This is a genomic window from Tautonia sp. JC769 (genome assembly GCF_040717455.1).
Lineage (GTDB): Bacteria > Planctomycetota > Planctomycetia > Isosphaerales > Isosphaeraceae > Tautonia.
In genome coordinates this window covers 70,103-94,852 of sequence record NZ_JBFEFH010000021.1, presented here as the reverse complement: position 1 = coordinate 94,852, position 24,750 = coordinate 70,103, and the positions used below count along the sequence as shown (strand labels likewise).

19 protein-coding genes are annotated in these 24,750 nt (G+C 69.1%); 14 read left to right on the top strand and 5 right to left on the bottom strand.

Translation table 11 applies throughout. The annotated features are described in order from the left end of the window. Positions 1-71: 71 nt before the first annotated feature. Entirely contained in the window at positions 72-1,085 is a 1,014-nt protein-coding gene (locus AB1L88_RS19275; protein WP_367098316.1) for a DUF3500 domain-containing protein, read from the bottom strand. A 321-nt stretch (positions 1,086-1,406) separates the two neighbouring features. Here AB1L88_RS19275 and AB1L88_RS19270 point away from each other — a divergent pair, with 321 nt between their 5' ends. From AB1L88_RS19270 to AB1L88_RS19255, 4 genes are all read left to right on the top strand, one after another. Then, positions 1,407-2,297 (top strand): ferredoxin--NADP(+) reductase, encoded by an 891-nt coding sequence (locus AB1L88_RS19270; RefSeq protein ID WP_367098315.1) that lies wholly within the window; start codon positions 1,407-1,409, stop codon positions 2,295-2,297. 202 nt (positions 2,298-2,499) lie between these two features. Next, positions 2,500-3,411 (top strand): sulfide/dihydroorotate dehydrogenase-like FAD/NAD-binding protein, encoded by a 912-nt coding sequence (locus tag AB1L88_RS19265; protein WP_367098314.1) that lies wholly within the window; start codon positions 2,500-2,502, stop codon positions 3,409-3,411. Continuing rightward, the gene (gene gltA, locus AB1L88_RS19260) at positions 3,408-4,865 is read left to right on the top strand and encodes an NADPH-dependent glutamate synthase (protein WP_367098313.1); all 1,458 of its coding nucleotides are present in this window, start codon (positions 3,408-3,410) and stop codon (positions 4,863-4,865) included. Before AB1L88_RS19265 ends, gltA begins: the two co-directional genes overlap by 4 nt. A gap of 63 nt (positions 4,866-4,928) precedes the next feature. After that, positions 4,929-6,383, top strand: a complete 1,455-nt coding sequence (locus AB1L88_RS19255; protein WP_367098312.1) for a hypothetical protein — start codon at positions 4,929-4,931, stop codon at positions 6,381-6,383. A 27-nt stretch (positions 6,384-6,410) separates the two neighbouring features. Here the strand turns inward: AB1L88_RS19255 and AB1L88_RS19250 are convergent, their stop codons facing one another. After that, complete coding sequence (locus AB1L88_RS19250; RefSeq protein ID WP_367098311.1) at positions 6,411-8,021, bottom strand: arylsulfatase; 1,611 nt, start codon at positions 8,019-8,021, stop codon at positions 6,411-6,413. Between the two features lie 287 nt (positions 8,022-8,308). Between AB1L88_RS19250 and AB1L88_RS19245 the strand changes: the two genes are divergently transcribed. Both AB1L88_RS19245 and AB1L88_RS19240 read left to right on the top strand, forming a co-directional pair. Further along, positions 8,309-9,415 carry a hypothetical protein gene (locus AB1L88_RS19245; RefSeq protein WP_367098310.1) on the top strand — a complete coding sequence of 369 codons (1,107 nt, stop codon included), beginning with the start codon at positions 8,309-8,311 and terminating at the stop codon, positions 9,413-9,415. A gap of 141 nt (positions 9,416-9,556) precedes the next feature. Beyond that, entirely contained in the window at positions 9,557-10,681 is a 1,125-nt protein-coding gene (locus AB1L88_RS19240; protein ID WP_367098309.1) for a hypothetical protein, read from the top strand. A gap of 36 nt (positions 10,682-10,717) precedes the next feature. On the opposite strand, the gene AB1L88_RS19235 is transcribed toward AB1L88_RS19240, so the two are convergent. The 3 genes from AB1L88_RS19235 to AB1L88_RS19225 form a co-directional block, all read right to left on the bottom strand. Next, positions 10,718-11,863: a FliM/FliN family flagellar motor switch protein gene (locus tag AB1L88_RS19235; protein ID WP_367098308.1), complete on the bottom strand. Its 1,146-nt coding sequence runs from the start codon at positions 11,861-11,863 to the stop codon at positions 10,718-10,720. A 17-nt stretch (positions 11,864-11,880) separates the two neighbouring features. After that, complete coding sequence (locus tag AB1L88_RS19230; RefSeq protein WP_367098307.1) at positions 11,881-12,837, bottom strand: hypothetical protein; 957 nt, start codon at positions 12,835-12,837, stop codon at positions 11,881-11,883. Positions 12,838-12,966: 129 nt separating this feature from the next. Next, entirely contained in the window at positions 12,967-14,511 is a 1,545-nt protein-coding gene (locus AB1L88_RS19225) for a glycosyltransferase family 39 protein (protein WP_367098306.1), read from the bottom strand. A 463-nt stretch (positions 14,512-14,974) separates the two neighbouring features. Here AB1L88_RS19225 and AB1L88_RS19220 point away from each other — a divergent pair, with 463 nt between their 5' ends. The 8 genes from AB1L88_RS19220 (at position 14,975) to lpxI (ending at position 24,743) form a co-directional block, all read left to right on the top strand. Beyond that, entirely contained in the window at positions 14,975-15,634 is a 660-nt protein-coding gene (locus tag AB1L88_RS19220) for a dual specificity protein phosphatase family protein (protein ID WP_367098305.1), read from the top strand. A 442-nt stretch (positions 15,635-16,076) separates the two neighbouring features. After that, positions 16,077-16,586, top strand: coding sequence for an N-acetyltransferase (locus AB1L88_RS19215; RefSeq protein WP_367098304.1), 510 nt, complete (start codon positions 16,077-16,079; stop codon positions 16,584-16,586). A 186-nt stretch (positions 16,587-16,772) separates the two neighbouring features. Continuing rightward, positions 16,773-18,575, top strand: coding sequence for a glycosyltransferase family 39 protein (locus AB1L88_RS19210; protein WP_367098303.1), 1,803 nt, complete (start codon positions 16,773-16,775; stop codon positions 18,573-18,575). Then, a complete protein-coding gene (locus AB1L88_RS19205) occupies positions 18,572-20,884 on the top strand; it encodes a glycosyltransferase family 39 protein (RefSeq protein WP_367098302.1) in 2,313 nt (770 codons plus the stop codon). The genes AB1L88_RS19210 and AB1L88_RS19205 overlap by 4 nt, the downstream gene beginning before the upstream one ends. 189 nt (positions 20,885-21,073) lie before the next feature. Further along, a complete protein-coding gene (locus AB1L88_RS19200; protein WP_367098301.1) occupies positions 21,074-21,484 on the top strand; it encodes a DUF2780 domain-containing protein in 411 nt (136 codons plus the stop codon). Positions 21,485-21,657: 173 nt separating this feature from the next. Beyond that, complete coding sequence (locus AB1L88_RS19195; RefSeq protein WP_367098300.1) at positions 21,658-22,347, top strand: aquaporin; 690 nt, start codon at positions 21,658-21,660, stop codon at positions 22,345-22,347. A 276-nt stretch (positions 22,348-22,623) separates the two neighbouring features. Further along, a complete protein-coding gene (gene lpxD / locus AB1L88_RS19190; RefSeq protein ID WP_367098299.1) occupies positions 22,624-23,724 on the top strand; it encodes a UDP-3-O-(3-hydroxymyristoyl)glucosamine N-acyltransferase in 1,101 nt (366 codons plus the stop codon). Between the two features lie 101 nt (positions 23,725-23,825). Continuing rightward, positions 23,826-24,743, top strand: a complete 918-nt coding sequence (gene lpxI, locus AB1L88_RS19185; RefSeq protein WP_367098298.1) for a UDP-2,3-diacylglucosamine diphosphatase LpxI — start codon at positions 23,826-23,828, stop codon at positions 24,741-24,743. The last annotated feature ends 7 nt before the right edge of the window (positions 24,744-24,750 follow it).

Genomic DNA, 24,750 nt, shown 5'->3' with positions numbered 1-24,750 from the left:
GGGTCATGGGGTCATCGGGTTCGGTGCCGGATGGCTCGTTTGGGTCGCATCGGTCGGTGGGTCGCGGTCGATCACTCGGCGGCGGCGGCGATGGGCTCGCCGAAGTCGCCGAGCATGCTCCGCCAGAAGCTGTGGATGTGGTTGGCGTTGTTCTGGGTGTTGTTGAACTCGATGAGGAAGGTCGGGCCCTGGACGCGGTAGCCGTGCCGCTGGTTGCGCTCGGTGGCGCCGAACCAGGCGAAGGAGACGTTCTCGGGGCCGGCGTCTCGGATCTCGGTCAGCCAGGCCTCGGCGACCCGGGCGGGCATGTCGAGGGCGTAGGCCTCGACGAGGGTGCGGAGCATGTCACGCTGGGCTTCGGTCATCTCGGCGTAGGAGAGGCCGATCGGCTCGTCGGCCGGCGGTTGGGGGTCGTTGGCGGACCGGACGTCGTCGGGGGCGGTCTCGGAGACGATCGCGGCGGCTTTCTGCTCGTCGCTCAGGGCCTGGACGAGGCGGAGGGCACGGTCCTCGATCTCGGCCAGGGTGCGGAGCCCTTCGCGGGGCCCCTGGCGGACCTCGGCCGGATTGGCGCCGAAGAAGGCGGGGGTTGCCGAGATGACCTCGCCGTCCTCGATCGTGAAATTCAGCGAGAGGTGGTGCCCTTCGACCCGCCAGCCCCAGCGCCCCTGGTCGGAGGGCTCGCCGAAGATGCTGAAGAAGTAGAGCTCGGGGTCGCGGTGGGGGGCGTTATTTTCCATCTCGTGGAGGATCTGCTCCAGGCTCATGACGGTGGTGGCCTTGAGGGTCCCCTCGGCGCTGAGGCCGGTGGCGAGCAGGCCCATGGCGAGGGAACGCTCCTCGGGGGTCATCTGCTTGACGGGCAGGCCTTCGCGTTCGCGGGGGATGAAGTGCCAGTTGAGCCGTTCGGGGTCGTCGAAGGTGAAGGTGGCCAGCTCACGGTTCGGGTCGTCGAGCGCATTGAGGAACCGCTCGGCGGCGGTGGCCATGGCGGCCCCCGGCCGGTCGGCGGCGGCTCCGGCCCAGAGGGCGAGGCTGATGACCCCGATCGTGCCCAGGGCGAGGCTTGGTTTCAGTCCGCGCATTCGGATCGCTCCCCGGTTGGCGTTGGCGATATCGGTAGGGGGCGACGGCGTCGACCCCGGGGCGATCTCCGATCGCCCGGGTGCCCCCGGCCCTCGACCCGGGACGGCCGACCGCCCCGTTCCGGCTTCCTTCGTGTCATGGTAGCGAGTGTTCAACAGATCGCCAGGCAGGACCGGGCCGGATTCGCGAATCGAACGCGGGGGGATGCCGTTGACCCTCCGGGGGCATGGGTCCAAGATAACTCGTGGCGCCCCGCGGTGGGGCCCGCCCGATCATGCGACCCCGGATGCCGACGCGCTCGAACCGAGCCCTGACGACTCATGCCTCGAAATGCCCCCGATTCTCCGCCCAACGTCCCCTCGCCGCGCTACCAGACCGACGCTCCGGGGCTTGCCCGGGTGGCGTCGAACGTCCGACTGACGCCCGAGGGGGTGGCGGAGATCCGGCACCTGGTGCTCGACCTCTCGGGCCTCGATTACGCCTACCGAGAGGGCCAGAGCCTGGGCATCATCATTCCCGGGGTCGAGGACCGGGGCCACGCCAGCACCGTGCGGTTCTATTCGATCGCCTCGTCCCGGGGGGGCGAGGCCGGGCAGGAAGGGCTTGTGGCCATCTGCGTCAAGCGCGTGATGGTCGAGGACCCGGAGGCCGGCACCCTGCGCGGGAGTCCCTCGTCGGAATTCCTGTGCAATGCCCGGCCGGGGGATGAGATCGCCGTCACCGGGCCGTTCGGGAGGAGCTTCGTCCTGCCCGACGACCCGCGATCGAACCTGATCCTGGCGGCGACCGGGACCGGGGTGTCGCCGTTTCGCGGGTTTTTGCGTCATCTCTTTGTCGAGCGGGGCGACTGGCAAGGTCAGGTCCGGTTGTTCGAAGGGGCCCGGTCGCTCGGCGAGTGCCTCTATCGGGGTGAATTCGACGCCTATCGGCGGGACCACCCCAATTTCCGCGTCTCCTATGCCCTGAGCCGCGAGGAAGACGCCCCGGGCGGCGCGAGGATGTACGTCCACCATCGCATGGAGGAGCAGCTCGAGGAGGTCTGGGCCCTGCTCGATCGGCAGGAGACGTTCCTGTACATTTGCGGGATCAAGGGGATGGAGGACCACATCGAGGGGGTGCTCCGGCAGCGGGCCGATCGCGACGGGATTTCCTGGTCCGACTTCCGGCGCGTCTTGCAAGACTCGGGGCGACTGCTGATCGAGACGTACTGATTCCACCGGCACGAATCGCGGGGGGATTGGGCGGGATTCTCTGTTCAGCAAGGGCGATTCTTGCTAGGATGATGGTGCGAGCTGCGCCTCAAGAGGGGGCGCCACGCTGGTCCCATTCCGAGCCTCAGGGCGGGGCAATTGCCCGTCGGGTGTCGACGGGTAACGGTTCCACGACCGCGTTCACCCCGTCCGGTACACGATCATGTTCCCGATCCTCGAGGCTGAATTTCTCGCGCCTGAGATCAAGCGATTCGTGATCGAGGCGCCCCGAGTCGCCCGCAAGCGGGAGGCCGGGCAGTTCGTCATCGTCCGCCTGCACGAGCGAGGCGAGCGGATTCCCCTGACGATCGCCGACGGCGACCCCGATCGCGGCACGATCACGCTGATCGTGCAAGGGGTCGGCAAGACGACCCGGCTGATGAACATGCTGGAGGCCGGCGACGCGGTGCTCGACCTCGTCGGGCCGCTCGGCAAGCCGTCGGACGTGCGGAAGTACGGCACCGTGGTGGTCATCGGCGGCGGGGTCGGCACGGCGATCGCCTGGCCGACGGCCCGAGCGATGAAGGAGGCCGGCAACCGCGTGGTGGTGATCGTCGGGGCCAGGACGAAGGAACTCGTCCTGCTCGAGCCGGAACTCCGGGAGATCGCCGACGAGCTGGAGATTGTGACCGACGACGGCAGTTACGGGCGCAAAGGGGTGGTGATCGACCCGCTCTGCGAGCGAATCCTGCGAGGCAGCCGGATCGACCTGGTGCTGGCCATCGGCCCGGTCCGGATGATGCAGGCGGTGGCCGAGATGACGCGGCCGTCGGGCATCCGGACGATCGTCAGCCTCAACTCGTTGATGGTCGACGGCACGGGCATGTGCGGCGGTTGCCGCGTCGCCACGAAAGAAGGCACCCGCTTCGCCTGCGTGGACGGGCCGGAGTTCGACGCCCACATCGTCGACTTCGACGTGCTCGCCCGGCGCAACCGGACCTATGCCGTCAGCGAGGCGAAGGCGCTCGACGCCTTCCGGGCCGACCCGATCGCCGCGATCGAATGCGTCCGCCGCTCGTGCCGCCTCGACGAGCCTCAGGCCGACGAGAGTCTGGCGGAGGTGGCGTCCCGATGAGCCGCAACACCCTGCCCCCGAAAGAACGGACGAAGATCCCCCGCCAGGAGATGCCCGAGCAGGAGGCCGACCTCCGCCGGCACAACTTCGCCGAGGTGAACCGGGGGCTCACGGTCCTCGGGGCCACGACCGAGGCGTTGCGCTGCCTCGAATGCGCCAAGCCGGCCTGCGTGGCCGGCTGCCCGGTCGGGGTGAAGATCAGGGACTTCGTCGAGCTGATCACGGCGGGCGACTACCTGGGCGCCGCCAGCAAGATTCGCGAGGACAACGTGCTGCCGGCGATCACGGGGCGCGTTTGTCCTCAGGAAACCCAGTGCGAAGGGTGCTGCATCCTCGGCAAGAAGTTCGAGCCGCTGGGGATCGGCTACCTGGAACGGTTCGTGGCCGACTACGAACGCGAGCACGGCGCGGTTGGACTTCCGGAGATTGCCCCGCCGACGGGCAAGCGGGTGGCGATCATCGGGTCCGGCCCGGCGGGGTTGAGCGCCGCGGGCGACCTGGTGCGCTGGGGGCACGCGGTCACGGTGTTCGAGGCGCTGCACGAGATCGGCGGTGTCTTGATTTACGGCATCCCCGAGTTCCGCCTGCCGAAGGAAATCGTCCGGCACGAGGTCGACGTGCTGCGGCAGATGGGGGTCGCGTTCCAGACGAACGTCGTCGTGGGCAAGACGGTGACGATCGACGAACTGATGGCCGAGGACGGTTACGACGCCGTGCTGGTCGCCACGGGCGCGGGCCTGCCGAAGTTCATGGAGATTCCCGGCGAGCATCTCTCGGGCGTCTACTCGGCCAACGAGTTCCTGACGCGCGTGAACCTGATGCACGCCAACGAGTTCCCCCGTTACGACGAGCCGGTCTTCGACTGCCGGGGGCAGGACATCGCCGTCATCGGCGGCGGCAACACGGCGATGGATGCCGTCCGCACGGCGGCCCGCCTGGGGGCCCGGACGAGCACCTTGATCTACCGCCGGACCGAGGCCGAGATGCCCGCGAGGGTCGAGGAAGTCCGCCACGCCAAGCAGGAGGGGATCGAGCTGCTGACCCTGGCGAATCCGGTGGCGTTCCTCGGCGACGACGACGGCCGATTGACGGCGGTGCGCTGCATTCGGATGGAACTGGGCGAGCCGGACGACTCGGGCCGACGCGCGCCGGTGCCGATCGCCGGGTCCGAGTCCGACTTGCCGGTGGCGATGGCGGTGGTGGCGCTCGGCACGGGGGCGAATCCCCTGGTGCAGTCATCAACCCCCGACATGGTCACGAACCGCAAGGGGTACATCGCGGCCGACCCAAACTCGCTGCGGACGTCGAAGCGCGGCGTCTTCGCCGCGGGGGACATCGTGACCGGGGCGGCGACGGTGATCCTGGCGATGGCCGCCGGTCGCACCGCGGCCGCGTCGATCCGGGAGTATCTCGACTCCGGCCGCTGGGATGGGGAAACCCCTTCGCCTGCTTGACCCGAGCGAAAGGGGGCAGGGGCGGGCAGCCGGAGTGATTGTCAGGGACACGATTGATCTGCCATGTCGCTTCGCGTTGCTCGATTGCTGGTGCTGGTGGTTTCGGTGCTGCTCCTGGTGGGGCTGGCGTTGGTGCTCCGCGATCCGAGGATCCCGCTGGGGGTGCCGGGGGAGTGGACCTGGGCCCGGCTCGGCGACGCGGTCGAGCCGGTGGCGGTGAATGTCGGGCTGGGATCGGTCGGATTGGTGTTGTATGCGGGCTTCGTGGCGATCGGTCGGCGCGACCTGGGCCGATCGACGCGACCGAGGCGGCGCGAGGCGGCCTGGCTCGCTGCCTTGCTGGGCATGGGGGTCTTCGCCCAGCTTGCCGCGCTGATGGCCGCGCCGCCGGGATACGGCCTGGCCAAGATGGTGACGCTCGGGCTGAGCGGGTCGAGCGGGTACTACACCGTTGCCCGGTCGGAGATGGGGGACGTCGCCGCGTTCCTCGGCGACTATCCCGAATGGATTCGCGAGCAGGATGTTTATCATATCGGCACCCATCCCCCGGGACTGTTCCTGACGACCCGGGGGGCGCTGGCCGTGATGAACGCGTTTCCGGCCCTGGCTCGGACCCTCGACGAGGCGTTGCCGGCGGAACTGGCCAACGCCTTCCGCGAGATCCTCGGCCCGATCCCGAGGGCCGATCGCGCGGCGTTGGTCCTGATCGGCGCCCTCACGCTGCTGGCCTGCGCGGGTACGGCGGTGCCGCTGTATCTCTTGATGCGAGGCTCGGGGTGCGATGCGGCCGTGTCGTGGTCGGCGGCGAGCCTGTGGCCCCTGGTCCCCGCGGCCATCCTGTTCCAGCCGACGGCCGACACGGCGTTCCCCTTGCTGGCGACCGCGGCCCTGGCGCTGGCGACCCGTCGCGGGCCGATCGCGGCGGGGGCGGCGGGGGTGATCCTGGCGGTGGGGATGGTGTTCACCCTGGCGTTCCTGGCGGTGGGGTTGATGGTCGGCCTCATGCTAGCCACGAGCCCCGGGGTCTCAATCCGGCACAGGGCGGGGTTGATCCTCGCCACGGGGGCCGGGTTCCTGACGCCGACCTTGCTGGGATGGCTCGCGACCGGGGCGAACCCCTTCGTCATCTGGTGGTGGAATCAGGCGAATCACGCCGGATTCTATGTCGAACACCCGAGGCGTTACGCGGCCTGGCTCCTGATCAACCCGATCGAGCTGGCCGTGGCGCTCGGCGTGCCGGCGGCGGTCTGGGCCGTGGTGGGGCTGGCGAGCGGCCGGGCACCTCGGGTGTCGTGGATCGCGCTGGGGGTCCTGGTCTTGCTGACGTTGACCGGGCGCAGCCTGAGCGAGGTGGCCCGGCTCTGGATCCCGTTCTGCCCGATGCTGCTGGCCGCCTCGGCCGCCGGGCTGGCCCGGCTCGGGGGAGGGGCGGTCAGTCTGGGGGTGACGACCCTGCTCATGGCGGTGCAGGTGGTGGTGATGCAACTGATGATTCAGGTCGTCTATCCGGGCATATGATGGCATGAGCGGCCGGGGATGTTCGCCTCAGGGCCTTGCAATGGGCCAGGGGGCGACGCCGCAGCGCTCGGCCCAGGCGTCGTAGAGGGCGGACAGCTCGGCGACGGTCTGGGGATGGGCGTCGGCCAGGTTGTTCAACTCGGTGCGGTCGAGCGCGAGGTTGTACAGTTCCCAGGGTTTCCCGTGCGGGGCGACGAGCTTCCAGTCGCCGAGTCGGACGGCGCGGTTCCCCTGGTGTTCCCAGAAGATCGGCCCGCGGTCGATCGGCTCGCCCGCGAAGGCGGGGACGAGGCTGCGGCCTTCGAGGGGAAGGGTGGGTGTGCCGTTCCGGGCCCCGGGATAGGTGGCCTCGGCCAGGGCGAGGCAGGTGGGCATGAGGTCGATGACGTGGCCGGGTTGGTGCTCGATCTGGCCGGTGCGGGCGATGCCGCGGGGCCAGTGGGCGATGAACGGGGTGGCGATCCCGCCCTCGTGGGTGCTCATCTTGAACTTGCGGAAGGGGGTGTCGCAGGCGTTGGCCCATTCCAGGCCGGCGCTGGCGTAGGAGAGGCCGGTGCCGATCGGGGCTCCGGCTTCCCCCCGGCTGAAGCCGCCGGGGCCCCCTTCGGCCGAGCAGCCGTTGTCGGAGAGGAAGAGGATGAGCGTGTTCTCCAGGGCGTCGGCCTCGCGGAGTGCCGCCACGAGCCGACCGACGGACTGGTCGAGCCGATCGACCTGCGCGGCATAGATCGCCATGCGGCGGGCACGCTCGGCGCGTTCGTCGGCGGGGAGGTCGTCCCAGGCAGCGGCCTCGGGGTCTCTCGGGCTGAGCGGCCATTGCGGGTCGATCAGGCCCATTTCGAGTTGGCGTCGGTAGCGGGCCTCGCGGACGGCATCCCATCCGAGGTCGTAGCGGCCTTCATATTTGGCGATGTCTTCGGGGACGGCCTGTAACGGCCAGTGCGGGGCGATGTGGGCGAGGTAGAGGAAAAACGGGCGGTCGGAGGCGGCGGCATCCTTGGCAAACTGAATCGCATGATCGGTGAAGACGTCGGTCACGTAGCCGTCGTCGGGGAATTCGACGCGCCGGTCGTCCTCGACGAAGAAGACCTCGGTGCGGATCCGGAGCGTGTCCTTGAAGTAGACGCCGCCGCCGGAGGGGGTGCCGTAGTAGCGGTCGAAGCCGCGGTCGAGCGGCCATCGGCCGGGGGCCGACCCGACGTGCCACTTGCCGGCCATCAGGGTGGCGTAGCCGGCGGGGCGCAGGGCCTCGGCGATCGTGACGCATCGGTCGTTGAGGTAGCCTTGATACGATGGCAACCCCCGGTCGCCCACCATGTGGCCGACCCCCGCCTGGTGCTGATAGAGGCCGGTGAGCAGGGCCGCCCGGGTCGGGCAGCAGCGGGCGGTGTTGGTGAACTGGGAGAAGCGGAGGCCGTCCTCGGCCAGGCGGTCAAGGTGGGGCGTTGCGATCTCGCCGCCGAAGCAGCCGAGGTCGGAATAGCCCAGGTCGTCGGCCAGGATGATGACGATATTCGGGCGCCGCGGCCCGTCCTCGGCGTTCGGGGCCGCGGCCGCGAGGGGGGGCACGACCAGGACCAACCAGGCGAGGGTTGCCCCTTGCCGGAGCACGTGTCGCATCCTGGGACGAGGGATCATGGGTTCGTGCTCCTCGCGTTGGGGCGTGATATCGGTTGCTCGTCGGAACCGTTGGACGATACACCGGCCGGCGATCGGTCGCCACTCCCAGGAGCATGACGCACGGGGATCGCGGCCGGGTCGGAGCGGCGGTGTCGGGGGAACGTGTGCCGATCTCAATGATTGCAGAATCTTCGCGTTGACGACCGCGGGGTTCCCTGGTACCGTCCGCCGGCTTGCATCCAATCGTTGAGGCGCGAATGTTCGGGGCTTGGGTCAAAACCTGGTCGGGGTGAAGGAGTTCCGCGATGAAGACCGGTTCGATCGGTTCACGCCGGCTGTTGGTCTCGATGAGTGCCACACTGGGATGGATGCTCGTGCTCTCGCTCCCCTCTCCCAGGGCAGAGGCCGGGGCGCTGTACAGCATCCGCAACCTCGGCACCTTGCCGGGCGGTGATCGGTCGGAGGCCCGGGGGCTGAACAACCGGGGTCAGGTCGTCGGGAACGCCTATCGGCCGTATCAAGGGGGGCCGGACACGGAACTCGTCGGGGTGCTTTTTGAGCCGGACGGGACCGTCCGCGATAAGGGGGGATTCCTGCGTTCCCACTGGGGGCGAGTCGGGATCGACGCTTCGGGCCGGGTGGCGCACGAGGTCGCGCCGGTTGCGTTCGAGTACGACCAGTACACCGACCTGAACGAGCGTGGCCAGGTGACCGGGACGGGCGGCTTCGTGGACGGGACCGACCCGTACCGGGTCGGATATCGGGCCATCCTGGTCGATGGCGGAAACCGGGTGGATCTGGGGACGCTCGGCGGCGATTCGTCGGTCGGATACGGCATCAACGAGGCGGGTCATGCCGTCGGGTCGGCGCAACAGGCCAATGGGATTACCCGGGCCTTCCTGTATCGCGACGGCGAGATGATCGACCTGAGCCCGGCCCTCGGGGTCGACTCCCGCGGCTGGGCCATGGCCATCAACGACCACGATCAGATTGTCGGGAGTGTCTTCCGAGGTGTCGGGTACGAGGGCTTCCTGCTCGACGGCGACGAGGTGATCTGGCTGGGGAAGAATGTCATTCCCTCCGACCTGAACAACCAAGGTGACGTGGTGGGCAGCGTCACCGGGAATGACGGTTCCGGGCGGCCATTCCTCTTCCGGGACGATCGGGTGATGGACCTCAACGCGATGCTGCCGGAGGATTCCGGCTGGTTCCTGGAGGAGGCGATCGCGATCAATGACCTCGGCCAGATCGCCGGGACCGGCACGATCGACGGCGAGCGCCGGGCCTATCTGCTCTCGCCGATTTCCGACGGCGGCCCGCTGCCCGACCCGATCCCCGAGCCGGGGCCGATCGCCGTGTTCGGCCTCGCGGCGGGGTACCTCTGGTTCCGTCGGGCCCGGTCGGGCCGCTGAGCGGCGACGCCGGGCGATCGCTCGAAGCCATCGGGCTTCTTTGATCGACATGACGCTTGCAGTCATTCGTGTATTTGTCAGAACCGCTGACCGTGAGCAACAGGGGCGATCACTCGTCCCGCCTTTCCGAAGGAGCCCCCGATGATGACCGTGTGCGTCGCCTCCCGATCGGCCCTGGTCGCGCTGACGTGCCTGACGCTCTCGTTGACGCTGTCCGCCCCCCGAGCGAGGGCCGACGCCCTTTATTCCGTCCGGGACCTCGGGGTGCTGCCCGGGGGGCTCCATTCCCAGGGCATGGGCCTCAACAATCGGGGCCAGGTCCTCGGGGTCTCCAACAAGCCGGCGCCCTGGGTGCACCCGGCGCACTCGGTCAACGTCCCCGTCGTCTTCGAGCCGGACGGGACGATTCGCGAGGTCGAGGTGTCGAACCCCTTCGGCCGGGGTCGTCTCGACCTGAACGACTCCGGCCAGATTGCCGAGGCGGTGGAGATCGGCGTGGAGGCGTCGTTCGCGGATATCAACAACCGGGGACAGGTCGTCGGTTCGGCTCGCTCCATCGCGCCCGGCGAGCAAGCCCCGGGGCGGTGGAGTCAGCATCAGGCGATCGTCGTCGAGGGCTCGCAGCGGACCTACCTCGGGACGCTCGGCGGGCAGGGTTCCTGGAAGGCTTCCTATGCGACCGGGATCAACGAGGCCGGGCACGTCGTCGGCCAGTCGCAGTTCGCCGACTTTTCGTCCTTCCGGGCGTTCCTCTACCGGGATGGCGAGATGATCGATCTCACGGATCGGCTCGGCGGAGCGGAGAGCAGCTCTGCCCTTGCGATCAACGACCGCGGCCAGATCCTCGGCAGCATCGACAGCGTCTCGCACTATGGCAACTTCCTGCTGGACGGTGACGAGCTGAAAATGCTCGGCTTCTCCGCGCTTGATCTCAACAACGAGGGGGACGTGGTCGGCTTCTACGAACGGGCCGAGAACCGTTCCTTCGAGCGGCGGGCCTCCCTCTTCCGGGACGGCACGATGCTGGACCTCACCGACCTGATCCCGCCGGAGAGCGGCTGGATCCTCAACGACGCCTATGCGATCAACGACCTCGGGCAGATCACAGGCTCCGGCACGGTCGACGGCGTCACCCGGGCCTATCTGCTGACGCCCCTCTCCGACGGCGGCCCGCTGCCCGACCCGATCCCCGAGCCGGGGCCGATCGCCGTGTTCGGCCTCGCGGCGGCTTATTGCTGGTTCCGTCGGGCCCGGTCGGGCCGCTGAGCGTCGAGGCCGAGCGATGCCCTGAGCCTCGGCAACTCAGACGAACAGCCGGGTGATCCGGACGCCGAGGCCGCCGTCGAGCTGGACGAGGGTGCCGCGGGCGACGGGATCGCCGCCGGAGGTGATCAGGACGGGGTCGTCGGCGGAGCGCCCGAGGTCGAAGACATCGCCTGGGCGCAGGTCGGCGAGCTGGGCGAGGGAGAGATCGAGTCGGCCCAGCTCGACGGCGAGGCTGACGGGGGGATTGGCGGAAGCGGGGGCGTCGGACATGGCGGGGGCCTCCGGGCTGCGGGGGATCAGGCTGAGGATCGTCAGGGAGGAACCGTCCGGATCGGAGCGTCGACCCAGCGCAAGGGCTCTCGCGTGCGGGTCGTTCCCTTCGCCCAGTACAAGCAGGACGGGCGGGGCGTCGGGCTCGTCGTCGGGCAGACCTTCGGGAGGGGAGAGGGGCAGGACCTCCCCTTCGGGCGGGTGAGCAAGGCCGTCGGCAGGAGTGATGGTGCCGGCGACGATCCGGACCGGGACACGAAGACCGGCGAAACGACGGGCGACGGCCGCGGGGTCGGTGATCGGCGGGGCAGGGGGCTCGTCGACCAGGGCGAGGCCCAGGAGCATCTCGGGGACCCAGAGGCGAATGACCCCGTGGGCCGGGCCGACCCGGAGCGGCCAGGCGAGGGTGACGATCGGGCCGAGGCCGTCGGGCGGGAACGGCTCGGGGCCGACGCGGTCGAGGTACAGGTCCCAGGGGCCGAACGGGCCGGGGCCCTCGGCCAGGCGGTCGAGCAGGCGGGCGACGACGAACCCGAGGATGCCCCACTCGATCGGCGAGACCTGGAGCTTGTGCTCGGCCTCCTTCCGATCGAAGCCGAGCAGGCGGTCGACGATCGCGTGGGCCAGGCTCGGCTCGATCCCGAGGCCGATCCGCGTCCCCAGGCGAGGCCACGAGCAGCGCGCGATCGCCCCGGGACGCCTCAGGCCCGAGGCGCGGGGGATCAGGTCCACGTCGTTCAGTGCGATCGAGGCGCCGATCATCGCCTCCAGCTCGTCGAGCAAGGGGCGGAGCGCGGCCTCGCCCCTCCTGAGGCGGTGCGCCAGCCGGGCATGGCGGCGGGCGAGCCGCGGCAGCGTGCTGAGCGGATCGGGTTCGGGCTCGGGTTGGGGATCGGCGGGAGGTGTGCTCATGCGTCGACTTCCGGCGGTCAGGACGGTTCGGCCAGGATGAGCGGGTCGATGCGGCCTTCGCGGGCCAGCAAGACGATGGCCGCGCGGAGCAGGTCGGATTCCCAGGCCATCAGGTCGGCCGGCGGCAGGGGGAATCGCTCGGGGTTCATGAATGTGTGCAGGCTTCGGGCGAGGTGATACGGCAGGTGTTGCAGGGCCCATCGCGCCCGATGGGGGGCGACCTCCGCCAGCAATCGCCCCAGCGAGCTGAGCCCGAGCCGAGCCGGGAGGTTGTGGACGGGGTTGTCTCTCGCCTCGACGCGGAGGGCGGCCAGCTCGGCGAAGGCGAGGTCCACCAGCTCGGGTCGGGGGGCCGGCAAGGAGGGGCGGAGGGCCTGGAGCCGGGCCCGGTCGCGGGCGCGGACCGCGTCGTATTGCTCGGCGTAGGAGAGCCTCGCCAGGCCGAGGGCGGTGAGGATCCGCGCGTAGCCCCGCGTGTCGAGCGCGGCGATGACCCGGACGATCGGCGGGTCGTCGTCGCGTCGGATCGGGCCGCCGACGAACCGCTCGCCGGCCAGGGTCAAGGCCCAGGCGAGGGCCTCGGGGTCGGGCGGGTAGGTCGCGACCACCTCGGCGTCGGGGGCGTCGGCGAAGGCCCGGCGCAGGGCAGGGCCGACCGGATCGGGGGCGTGGGCGATGACCGCCTGCCGGATCGACGGCGACTCGCGACGCAGGGCGCGCACCCACCAGCTCGGGTGGATGCGGAACGGGTCGGGCCGGGCCTCGGCGGCGTGGTCGATCGCCAGGCGATCGCGGGCCGAGGCCGGCGGGAAGTGGTAGGCGATGACCGGGAGGGCCTGTTCCAGCCGGTTGCGCCAGGATTCCGAAAGGCGATGCCAGGCCGGGTCCTCAGGCCGCCGGCCGAAGGCGAGGAAGGCCAGCACCAGGGCCTCATCGGTGGCGTTCAGGGGTTGGTCGGTGTCGGATGCCGGCACGATCGGCACTCCCGTTCGAGTGGCCCGGCGGTTGTCCCCGGAGGTGAGCCGTCCATGCTAGCAAGGCGGGCGGGCGATCGCACGGGCGCACCCGGGATCGCCCCTCGGCGACCGCAAAGGCCCTGGCGGTCAACGGCCGGGCGGGGCGTCGAAGCGGAAGGGGCGGGTCTGCCGGACGCAGCGGAAGAGGCGCACGGGGCGAATCGGGACGCCGCCCCGGACGATCTCGAAGGAGGTGATCGGCTCGATCCGCTCGAACCATCGGTCGAAGCACTGCGGCTCGGTCGATCGGCCGTCGATGGCCACGAGGATCCCGTCCTGGCCGACCCAATCCTCGGGCCGACTCCAGCCGGAGAAGCCCCGGGCGTCTCCCTCGTGGTAGCAGAGGACCGGGGCGTCGGGGCCGATCGCCCGGGCGAGCTGGCCGCTGACGTGCCAGTGGCCGGTGAAGACGAAGGTCTCGGGCTGATCGAGCAACCCCCGACGGCGCAGCTCGTCGGCGATTTGATCCCAGCCGACGAGATCGCGGGACGGGTCGGACTGGGGGGGGAGAAGCGTCATTCGCCCCGAGCCGATCCGCTGGAGCCATCCCGTGTTGGCGTGCGTCAGGGCGAGGGCCGACAGGACGACCGGGGCCAGGGCGATCAGCGCGAGCCGTCGGCGCATGATCCGAGGCTGACGGGCCAGGCGATCGGCCCAGGCGGCGCCGAGCGGGGGCATCAACGCCGAGACGCCGATCAGTCCCCAGTGCGGCAAGACCGGCCGGATGGCCGAGACCGCCGCGAAGAACAGGAAGGGGACCGCCGCCATGCTGAGGAAGAGGCGATCCCAGCGGCGTCGATCAGGGTCGGCCGCCGGATGCCGGACGATCCGTACGGCCACGATCACCAGCGCCACGGCCATCCACGGCAACAGGTAGGCGACCTGGGCGACGATCGCCCCGAACAGGGCCCCCGGGTCGATCGTCAACGCGCCCGACGCCCGGGCGCCCTGGAAGGCGAACGAGGCCCAGTCGTGCCGGGCGTTCCAGACGACCACCGGCGCGAACAGGAGCAGGCCGACCGCGGAGGCCAGATAGGGCCCGGGCGTCTTCAGGGTGCGCCGGGCGGCCGGCTCGACCAGGCAAGCGACCAGGAACCCGACCGGCAGGAAGACCGCGTGATACTTGCTCAGCAAGGCCCCTCCCCAGGCCAGGCCGACGCCGAGCCAGGGGATGAGTGAGCGTCGGGAGGCGACGCCGAGGGCGGTCATCAGGTGGTCGATCGTCAGGAGCCAGAAGAACAAGAAGGGGCCATCGGGCAGGATCATCGTCCCGACGGCCGCCCCGAAGAACCACGAGGCATTCAGGGCCAGTGCGGCGGGGGCCGCGGCGGCTTCCCCGTACGCCCGGCGTGCCAGGCGGGCGACCAGCAGGGACGAACCGGCAAACAGGAGGATGAACCCCAGGCGAAGGGCAACCAGGGATCGCTCGCCGCCGCCGATCGTCTCGCCGAACAGGGCCACCAGGGCGACCATGGGCGGGTGGTCGAAGTAGCTCCAGTCGAGGTGGTCGAGGTAGAGGGCGTAATAGGCCTCATCGTTACCCGACCCGAGCGTCGCGGCCAGGATCAGGCGCAATCCCGTGGCCACCACGACGACCCCGAGCACTCCCCTTGCCGGCATCCAAGGTGCCATCGTCGCGGTTCCCCTCTGGGTGATCGGAGCCATCCGCCCCCGGTCTTCGGCCCCGGGCGCGTGCCCGGACCGCCGCGAAGCATGGCCTCGGTCGCCGCGAATGCCAAGGGGAATTGTTCAAGCAGGGGGGGAGCAGCGGCCGATCCCGGATCTTTAACGCATTGACGCGACGGTCGCTCGTGGGTTCGAGCGTCATCAAGTCGGGGCGACTCCGGCCGGTCGGTCGCGATGCAGCCCGGTTCGTCGCCCCCTTCGGGAGGCTGGCCCCGGGCGGAGATCGCGAGCGGTCGTGGGTCGAACGGGTGAGCAAATCGAGCGGCATTGCCGCGATGGGCGGACCCTGCTAGGATTCCCGGCGCCGGGCGCGGTATCCCGAATGCGTGATGACCGCCGCGGGTGCCGATCGAGACGGAAGGAACCCGAACCCGACCTCTCCCAAGGACGGAACGGAGACGACTGGCCCATGCTTTCGCGCCGCCGCCTCATTCTTCGCTGGACCCTGATCGCGGCCGCCGGGCTGCTAGCGGTCGAGCAAACCTGGCGTCATACGTACGATTACGTGTTGCCCGAGCAATTCGCCGTGGTGGACGAGGGTAAGGTCTATCGCGGGGCCTGGCAGATGACCTGGCCGATGAAGCGCATCGTCCGCGAACACCAGATCAAGACCGTCGTCGCCCTGGCCCACCCGCCCGAAAGCCCGTGGGTGAAGCAGGAAGCCGCCCTGGCCGAGGAGATGGGCTTCCGATTCGTCCACGTGCCGATTGTCGACGATCGGAGCGACGAGGAGAGCGAAATGCTCTACGACCGCATCGAGGAGGCCGCCGACGCGATCGCCAATCCGGCCAATCAGCCTGCCTATTTCCACTGCCACCACGGGGTCAACCGTGCGTCGATGGTCCACATGGCGTATCGGATGCTCTACCACGATTACACCATCGAGGAGGCCGAGGCCGAGATCGCTCGCCAGTTCGGCCTGAAGAAGGTCGATAAGGGGCCGGATTACCGCCACATGAGGGGATTCTACGAGGATCGCGTCCTTCCTCGACGCCTGGCCCGGGCCAGGGGCGAGAAGTCGACCGCGCTCGAGAATCCGACCGGCGAGGAATCCTCGGTCCGCCAGTGATCGCCGCGGAAGAAGGTCGTAGACGGGGGCGACTCGGAACCGGGGCCAGGAACCCGTTGCCGTCGCTCCAGCAGCGTTCCAGCCGAGACAAACGATCTGTCCCTCACATCGGATCGCATGGCGGGAGAGTCTCGAACACGAGCGGACCTCTCGCCATCCTGTTTGTGTCAGCGTGTCCTGAGTTGATGTTTTCAAGCGATCTGTTTTGCATCCGCGACGACGAGATCTGAGTCGAGTTCGAGCCGAGGGCCGGGGAAACCGCGAAACCGCCGCTGATCTTGCTTCCAGGGGTTCTCGGGCTGTACAATGATCGATTCACGTCTGCTCGGGCGTGAAGGCCGTGCGTTCTTGGGTTCCGTTCCAAGGTTCGTGTCGAACGGCGCTGGGCCTCCCCCGTGATTTCGAAAGGGGACGGGTCGACGCCGGAGGGAGGATTCCTGGATTGAAAATTCGCCCCGCCAAGGTCGGCGATGTGCCGACGATCAACGACCTGATCCGTACCTTCGCCGACCGCAAGCTGATGATCCGGCGCTCGCTCGGCGAACTCTACGAGTCGATCCGCGAGTTCGTGGTCGCGGTCGATGAGGAGGGTACGGTCGTCGGTTGCGCGGCCTTGCACGTCTTCTGGGAAGATCTGGCCGAGCTGAAATGCCTGGCCGTTTCCGAGACGGTCCAGGGGCGAGGCGTGGGCAGGATGCTGGTCGATCAGTGCTGGCAGGCGGCTCGGGAGATGGACCTGGATACGGTCTTCACCCTGACCTACGTCCCCGATTTTTTCGAGAAGTGCGGCTACCGCCAGATCGACAAGGCCGAGTTGCCGCATAAAATCTGGAACGAGTGTGTCCGCTGCCCCCTGTTCCCGAACTGCCACGAGACGGCCCTGATCCGCACCGCCGAGCCGGTGGAAGAGGCGGTCCGGGAAGCCTTCGCCGCGGCCTCGGCGGGCCGCTGATTTGGCGGACCGGCGAGGCGAGCCGCGCCTCGAATCCGCCTCAACGATTCGAGGCGGGCCCGCGAGACCCTGGCTGAGAGGGTGGCACTCGACCACGACCGGGGGCGCTTCCGAGCCTCGCAGACTCGGGGTACCCCGGCTTCCGATCGTGACGCTCCCCTTGACGTCGGGACCGAGCTGAACCCCATGCCGCGCACCGAAGCGACCACGTCCTCGAAGACCATTCCGGCCCATTCGTCTCCCGAGGGGGAGGAGCTGTCCGGATCGGGTGGGAGTCATTCGCTCCGGTGGGGGCTGGTCGCCGGATCGCTGGCGTTCCTGCTGCTGGCCCTGACCGAGCCGATGCTGGCGATTGCCTGGGACGAGGGATACACGCTCGGCCGCGAGCGGCGCATTCGGGCCTGGCTGACGGCCCTGGCCGATCCGTCGGGATTCGCCGCAACCTGGTCGCCGCCGGCACGCGAGCTGGTGCAGCAAGACGGTCACCCGCCTCCCGGACGATCGCCTGTCGTGCCCCCGACCCCGGAGCAGCTCGACACCCGGTCCAAGCTGTTCGACCCCGAGGTCATCGCCTACTTCTGGCCGTTTGCCCGCGAGGAGCCGCACGGGCACCCGCCGCTTTATGCGATCCTGGGCCTTGCCGGCGACGTGCTCACCCCCTGGCGAGGGGACCTGGCCCGCGCCCGCCTGGGGCCGATGCTGCTGATGAGCCTGGCGGTGGGGGCGGTGTTCACCTTCCTCGATCGCCGCATGGGGCGATGGGCGGCGGTCGTCGGGGCCTCGGCACTGGTGTTGCAACCTCGGCTCTTCGGCCATGCCCATTATGCGGCGTACGACGCCCCGCTGACGGCCCTCTGGGTCCTGGCGGTCCTCGCCTTCTTCGGGGCGGTCGAGGACCGATCGCGACGGAACCCGGGCTGGGGATGGGCCGTGCTGATGGGGCTGGTCATCGGCGCCGCGTCGGCGACGAAGCTGACCGGGTGGTTCATCCCGCTGCCGCTGCTGGCCTGGACGATCGTGTTCCGTGATCGTCGGGGGTTGCTGGCCCTGCTGGCGGCGGGGCCGGTCGCGCTCTTGACGATTTATGCGTTCAATCCCCCCTGGTGGCATGAGCCGGTCGACGGCTTCGCGCGATTCCTGGCCTCGAACACCGGCCGGGGGCAGACGATCCTGATCCGGGTGATGTACCTCGGCAAGATCTACCGGACGCCGGCCGAATCGCTGCCGATGGACAACACGATCGTCTGGACGGCGATGGTCACGCCGATCGGGTTCCTCGTGCTCGCCCTGGCGGGGGCGATCCGGTCGGTGGTGGGGCACGCGACCGAGCGGTTCGGCGTGCTGGTGACGCTCAACTGGCTCTTCCTGCTGGCGCTCCGGGCGATGCCGAATGTGCCGGGGCATGACGGGGTCCGCCTGTTCTTGCCGGCGTTCGGGATGCTGGCCATCGCCGCGGGAATCGGGGCGGCGTTGGTGGTCGGGTGGCTCGGACGCTGGGGCAAGGGGCTGGTCGCGGCGGCCGTCGTCGAAGGGATGGTGAGCGTCGCGGTGATGATGCCGGTGCCACTCTCGTACTACAGCCCGGCCGTGGGCGGCTTGCCCGGCGCGGTCCGGCTGGGGATGGAGCCGACCTATTACTGGGACGCCTTGACCGGCGACGTGCTCGAATGGATCGATGCCAATACGCCGGAAGGCCGTCGGGTGGCGACGGCGACCTTCCCCACCTCGTTCTTCGAGCTGAACGATTCGGGGAAGTTGCGCACGCCCATCTCGCCCCGGGCTCCCGAGCCGCCGCTCTGGTTCGTCGTCCAGAACCGGCCGGGGGCGCTCGGCGTCCTGGAGCAGCGTCTCCTGAGCGATCACGAACCGGTGTATGTGTCGGAGAAGTTCGGGGTCCCCTTGATCTGGATCTTCCGATACGAGGCGGTGGAGGCGATCCAGGAGGAATGGGCCTCGCAACCGATGATGCGGGGGGCCATCGTGCCATGAGCGAGCCGGGAACCGAAGACCGACGCCGTCCCTGGATCGGGACGCTCCTCGTCTCGCTGATCGCCCTGGCGGCGACCGTGCCCACGACCGGCGATTTCGGCCTGACCTGGGACGAGCCGGCCTACCGCTACAGTCAGATCGTCTCTGCCCAGTGGTGGGAGCAGGTCGGGGCGGCCCGATCGGTCGAGGATCTGGAGCCGCTGCTCGACCCCGACTCGCTGCTCTATTACTGGCAGTATGGCCGACACGGGATCAATTTCCATCCTCCCCTTTCGGGCCAGCTCAACCTGCTGACGCACGCCCTGTTCGGCGACTGGGTGAGGGACGTGCCCGCGCGCCGGCTCGCGTCGGTGTTCGAATATGTGCTCACGATCGCGGTCCTGTACCATTTCCTTTCGAAACGTTACGGAATCTGGGTGGGGCTGATCGCAGCGGGCTCGCTCCTGACCATGCCCCGCGTCTACGGAGACGCCCACATCTTCGGGACCGACGTGCCGGGGATGATGCTCTGGTTGCTGGCGGCGGTGGCGACCTGGAACGGGCTGACCGCGCCGAACGCGAGGCCCTGGCGGGTGCTGGTGGGGGTGCTGCTCGGGCTCGCGTTCCTGGTGAAGATGGCGGCGGTGATGGTCTTGCTGCCGATCGTCGCCTGGGCGGTCGTGGCCAGCTTGCCGAGGGAACTCCGCCAGGGGGGCCGGGCGGCCTGGGTCGACGCGATCCTGACGACCGCCGCGTTGCTCGCCCCGCTGAGCGTCGCGTTCCTGGAGATCCGGCGCCTGGCGGGGCTCCTGCCCCCGCCGAACACGACCGACCTGTTCCTGGTTCGACCCGAGAGCCGATGGCCCGGCACGATCCTGCTGGCACCGGCCCTGATCTGGGGCGTCCGTCGGCTCATCGGGTGGGCCGCGCCGAGGTCGCGGGTGTGGGGAGTCGAGCGGCCGGCCATGGAAATCGGCTGGGCGATCCTCGCCTTCGCCCCGGTCGTCGGCTGGCTCGGCAACCCGGCGTGGTGGCGCGAGACGCTGCCGAGGCTGGCCCATTACTACCTCCTGAACGTCGATCGCCAGGGAGCCTTGCCCGATATTCGCATCTATTATCTGGGTGAGACGTACCTGTTCAGCCTTCCCTGGCATAACGGCTGGGTCTTAATCGGGGCGACCGTGCCGGCGTCGATCCTCGTCGCGAGCGTGCTCGGCCTGGGCTATGCGCTTCGGGTGGTCAAGCGTGATCGGTTGCCGTTGTATTTCCTCGTCCATTTCCTCACGCTGCCCGTCCTCCGGATGCTCCCGACCCCGGCGCACGACGGCGTCCGCCTGATGCTCCCCTGTTTCCCGTTCCTGGCTGCCTTCGCGGGCTGGGGGGCGGTCTGGCTGGCCGACGGGATCGCCCGGCTGGTCCGCAGGGGAAATCGGCCGACGCCGTTCCGGGCGGTGCTGGCCGCCGCCGTGGTGGGCTGGTCGGCGGCGCAACTGGTGCTGATCCACCCCTTCGAGCTGTCGTATTACAACCGCCTGGTCGGCGGGCCTGCCGGCGCCTGGAAGCGGGGCTTCGAGCTGTCGTACTGGTACGATGCTTTCAATCCGGTCACGATCCGGGAGCTCAACGCGAGCTTGCCGCCCGGCGCGGCCATCGCCCCCACGAACGAATTCTCGCAAGTGCCGACGTTCATGGAATTGCAGTCCTTCGGCGGGTTGCGGTCCGACCTGCGGCTCGAGCCGCCCCCCGATGCCTTCCCGTTCGTCTGGCTCCTGACGCACGACTCCAAGGCGAACGCCTATTCACGCCTGCTGTTCGCCATGGAGCCGTTCTACGAACGACGGCCGGAGCAACTGGGCGGGCTCCGGGTCGCCGCCGTGTCCGGCCCCGAGGATGCGGCCCGGGCCTGGGCCCTGCAACTGCTGGCGAGTGATGCCCGGCGGCCTCGCCCCGGGCAAGCGCCCCTCCCGGACTGGCTCCGCCGGGCGGCTCCCTGGCTGGCCCGATTCTGGGGAGAAGGGCTGACGCGGCCTCCCGATCCGGGCGTTCTGGAGGAGAGCTTCACCTGGGCCTCATCCGACCCCGAGGGGATCCGTAATGCCGCCCGATCACTGGTCGATGGGCGATCGGCCGAGGTTCCGGACGCCGCTCGGCTTCGCGCCATTCTGAATCGGTTTGGTCCCTCCTTCACTGAGGATTTGCTGACCCGCCGCCCGGAGGCACTCCTCGAAGCCGTCGAGATCCTCATCACCCGGCCCGACGACCTTCGTCGCGTGCTCTCGACACCGGGCTACACCGACCCCTCCGCGATTGGCGGTCCGCTGGTTCCCTGAAGCCCCCTGCGAGCAAGCGACGGCGAGACCCGTGAGAGGGTACGCCTGGCACATCAGCCGATTCATTATTTGTAAAATTTGCCGCCAAGGATTGACATTTGGTCGAAGGGGAATTCGAATACAAGCCTTATGTGCTGGGGAACGGGGTTTCTTGATTTCACCGTGATGTAGTTTCTCCGAGAGTGAATCATGCCCGATTTCTTCTCCTCGCTCCAATCGGAGACCGGGTTGGCCCCGGAGGCCGTCGAGTCAGGCGTTGGGGCCCTGTTGAGCTTCATCAAGGAGCGACTCCCGGCCGAGGTGTACGCGGGGATTGAGTCGGCGCTCCCCCATGCCCAGCAAGCGATCTCGACGTTCCTTGCCGGGGAGTCGAAGTCAGGCATGCTCGGCCAGGTCGGGTCGCTGATCGGCAACCTTTTCGGGGAGAAGGTCGGCGACCTTCCGAAGCTCCTCGAAATGCTCGCGAAGTCCGGCCTCTCGATCGACCAGGCCAAAGCGTTCCTGCCGGCCGCGATTGCGATGCTGAAGGACCACCTCCCCGAGGAACTTGTCGAGCAGATTTTCTCCCGGATTCCCGGGCTGGGGGAGGCGAGGGTTTAGGCCGTCGGCCTCACCGGTCGACTTTGCCCGTTCCGGCCCGGCCCGCTTCCCAGGTTCGAGCCACACCCCATCGCCGTGAGTGCCTCGCCCCCTTCGTCCGGGGGAAGAGGCGATCGTCGGTGGTTGCCCTCGCCCTGTCGATCGCCCGGTCCCCACCGTGAGGTTTCACCGCCATGTCACCCAAGCTGCTCGTCGAATTGATCGGTACGTTCTTCTTCGTTTTCACCATCGGCATGACCGTGATCGGTGCCGAGGGGCCGGCGGCGGCGCTGGCCCCGGTGGCGATCGGATCGGCGCTGATGGTGATGGTCTACGCCGGCGGGCATTTCTCCGGCGGGCACTACAACCCGGCCGTGACCCTCGGGGTGATGCTCCGGGGCAAGTGCTCGCCGGCCGAGGCGCCGGCCTACATGGTCTCGCAGGCGATCGGCGGCGTCTTGGCGGCGTTGGCCGTCGGTTTCCTGAAGGCGGGCACGGTCGTCGAGCCGGTGACGCTGGGATCTGTCCCGGCGGTCCTGCTCGCCGAATTCCTCTTCACCTTCGCCCTGGTCTACGTCGTCCTGAACACGGCGACCGCCAAGGGGACCGAGGGGAACTCCTTCTACGGCCTGGCGATCGGCTTCACGGTCACGGTCGGCGCCTTCGCTGTCGGCGGGATTTCGGGCGGCACCTTCAACCCCGCAGTGGCCGTGGGCGTCGCCGTCATGGGCCTGATCGAGGCGTCGAGCATCTGGATGCACCTGATGGCCGACTTCGCCGGCGGAGCCGCCGCGGCGCTGGTCTTCCGGGCCCTGAACATGGGCGGCGACGTGCTTGAGACGAAGCCGGCCGAGGTCACACCCACCCCGACCGGGGTCGCCTGATCCGCCAGGTGATGAAGAGCCCCTCGGCCCTCGAACTGCCCGCGAGTCCGGGCGGGTCGAGCCCTCGATCGGATCGGATCGACTCGCCTTGCCGCTCCCGGCGGGCTAGGGTACGATCCGCCGGTCTATCGCCGCGCCGAGGGGCCTACCCGCCGGCGACGGCCGCCCGGACATCGGCGACTCGGCGCACCGGGCCGGTCGCGAGGAGGTTCTGGTCCCTTCGGGTTCGGAGGGCCGGTCCGGGCCGCTTCAGGGAGGAAAAGGGGGCAAATAGCCGTGGCCGCCACGATTCAAGAGCTTGCGTCAATGGTTCAGGGTCGCGTCGTCGGCGATCCCGGGGCAACAATCAGCGCCGCGAAGCCGGTCACCGAGGCCGGGCCTGGCGACCTGACCTTCCTGGCGGACGAACGCTATCTCAAGGCACTGGCGATCTCTCCCGCCTCGGCGGTCCTGATCGGCCAGGACTTCAAACTTCCCGAACCGGCCGATCGGCCGACGACCTTGACGTTCATCGTCGTCGAGGACCCCCGCGCCGCCTTCATGGTGCTCCACGCCCACCTGCGAGGGGGCCAGGCCGAACGCTGGGTGGGGATCGACCCGCGAGCGGTCGTGTCGCCGACGGCGAAGATCGGCCGGGACGTGGCCATCTACGCCTTCGCCGTGATCGGCGACGAGGCCGAGATCAGCGACGGCTGCACGGTCGGCCCCGGCAGCGTCGTCGGGCCGAGGTCGCGGCTCGGCAAGGATGTGACACTGCATGCCAATGTGGTGATCTATGAGGACGTGGTGATCGGCGATCGCGGCATCCTCCACGCCGGCGTGGTGATCGGGGCCGATGGCTTCGGCTACCAGTTCGTCGACGGTCGGCATGCCAAGGTCCCGCAGAGCGGCGGCGTGGTGATCGAGGAGGACGTGGAGATCGGCGCGAACTCCTGCGTGGACCGGGGGACCTTCGGGCCGACCCGAATCGGCCACGGGACGAAGATCGACAACCTCGCGCAGATCGGCCACAACGTGAAGCTGGGCAAGCACACGATCGTCTGCGCCCAGGTGGGCATCGCCGGCAGCGTGGTCTCGGGCGATTACGTCGTGATGGGCGGCCAGGTCGGCATCGCCGACCACCGCACGATCGGCGACGGAGCCCAGCTCTGTGCCCAGGCGGGCGTGAACCGGGACGTGGCTTCGAAGGTCACGGTCTTCGGCACCCCGGCGGTCCCGCTCCGCCAGCTCATGCAGATGCATTCGCTCAGCATGAAACTGCCCGAGATGAAGCGGCAGTTGAAGCAGCTCGCCGCCGAGGTCCAGCGCCTCTCGAGCGCGATCGACGAGGCAGAGGCCGAGGAGGCCCCGCCGTCCCAAAGCAGCTCGGCGGCCTGACCCGAATCCTCGAACGGCCGGGCTGCCTCCTCCCCGAAAGGGCGGCGGCCCGGCCACGTCTGACGCTCCAATCCGGATGGAGCACAGGAGGCACCCGCGCCGTGTCCGCAACACTTCACGCCCGATCGCGCCCCGTCCCATCGGCGGAGACTCCCCCCGCCTCGGGGGTCGTCGGCCTGCTGGCCGGGAGCGGCCGCTTCCCGATCCTCTTCGCCGAGGCGGCCAAGCGGCAGGGGCTGTCCGTCGCCTGCGTCGGGATCAAGGGGGAGGCCCCCGAGGTCCTGGCCGATCTCTGCGACTCGTTCGACGTGGTGCCCGTGACCACGCCGACCCGGATCATTGGCGCGTTCAAGCGCCGGGGGGCCCGCGAGCTGGTCATGGCCGGCAAGGTCCACAAGACGGCCATGTACACGCCGTTCCTGTTCTGGCACGCGATCAGCGACCCGAGGGCCGTCCGCATCTGGTTCTATGGCGCATTGCGCAAGAACAAGAAGGACGACACGATCCTGTTGACCGTCATCGATGAGTTCGCCAAGGACGGCCTGAGCTTCCGCTCGGCCCTGGACTTCTGCCCGGAGCTTCTCGTGAATCACGGCGTCCTGTCCCGCCGCCGACCCTCCCGGTCGGAGCTTGACGACATCCGCTTCGGCTGGGAACTGGCGAAGGAGATGGGCCGGCTCGACGTCGGCCAGTCGGTCGCCGTCAAGGACTGCGCCGCCATCGCCGTCGAGGCGATCGAGGGGACCGACCGCTGCATCGAGCGGGCCGGCCAGCTCTGCCGGTCGGGCGGCTGGACCCTGGTGAAGGTGGCCAAGCCCCAGCAAGACATGCGGTTCGACGTGCCGACGATCGGCATCAGCACGATCGAGAACCTGCACAAGGCCGGTGCCCGGGTCCTGGCGATCGAGGCGGGCAAGACCATCGTCATCGATCAGCCCGAGGTGGTCGCCCTGGTCGATCGGCTCGGGATCGCCCTCATCGCGCTCAATGGGGCCGAGGTTGAGGCGCCGGCTGCCTGATTTCGTC

Coding starts and splice junctions, on each gene's coding strand:
- AB1L88_RS19275 (WP_367098316.1), bottom strand. CDS start 1,085: ATGCGCGGACTGAAACCAAGCCTCGCCCTGGGCACGATCGGGGTCATC.
- AB1L88_RS19270 (WP_367098315.1), top strand. CDS start 1,407: ATGCCTCGAAATGCCCCCGATTCTCCGCCCAACGTCCCCTCGCCGCGC.
- AB1L88_RS19265 (WP_367098314.1), top strand. CDS start 2,500: ATGTTCCCGATCCTCGAGGCTGAATTTCTCGCGCCTGAGATCAAGCGA.
- gltA (WP_367098313.1), top strand. CDS start 3,408: ATGAGCCGCAACACCCTGCCCCCGAAAGAACGGACGAAGATCCCCCGC.
- AB1L88_RS19255 (WP_367098312.1), top strand. CDS start 4,929: ATGTCGCTTCGCGTTGCTCGATTGCTGGTGCTGGTGGTTTCGGTGCTG.
- AB1L88_RS19250 (WP_367098311.1), bottom strand. CDS start 8,021: ATGATCCCTCGTCCCAGGATGCGACACGTGCTCCGGCAAGGGGCAACC.
- AB1L88_RS19245 (WP_367098310.1), top strand. CDS start 8,309: ATGAAGACCGGTTCGATCGGTTCACGCCGGCTGTTGGTCTCGATGAGT.
- AB1L88_RS19240 (WP_367098309.1), top strand. CDS start 9,557: ATGATGACCGTGTGCGTCGCCTCCCGATCGGCCCTGGTCGCGCTGACG.
- AB1L88_RS19235 (WP_367098308.1), bottom strand. CDS start 11,863: ATGAGCACACCTCCCGCCGATCCCCAACCCGAGCCCGAACCCGATCCG.
- AB1L88_RS19225 (WP_367098306.1), bottom strand. CDS start 14,511: ATGGCACCTTGGATGCCGGCAAGGGGAGTGCTCGGGGTCGTCGTGGTG.
- AB1L88_RS19220 (WP_367098305.1), top strand. CDS start 14,975: ATGCTTTCGCGCCGCCGCCTCATTCTTCGCTGGACCCTGATCGCGGCC.
- AB1L88_RS19210 (WP_367098303.1), top strand. CDS start 16,773: ATGCCGCGCACCGAAGCGACCACGTCCTCGAAGACCATTCCGGCCCAT.
- AB1L88_RS19205 (WP_367098302.1), top strand. CDS start 18,572: ATGAGCGAGCCGGGAACCGAAGACCGACGCCGTCCCTGGATCGGGACG.
- AB1L88_RS19200 (WP_367098301.1), top strand. CDS start 21,074: ATGCCCGATTTCTTCTCCTCGCTCCAATCGGAGACCGGGTTGGCCCCG.
- AB1L88_RS19195 (WP_367098300.1), top strand. CDS start 21,658: ATGTCACCCAAGCTGCTCGTCGAATTGATCGGTACGTTCTTCTTCGTT.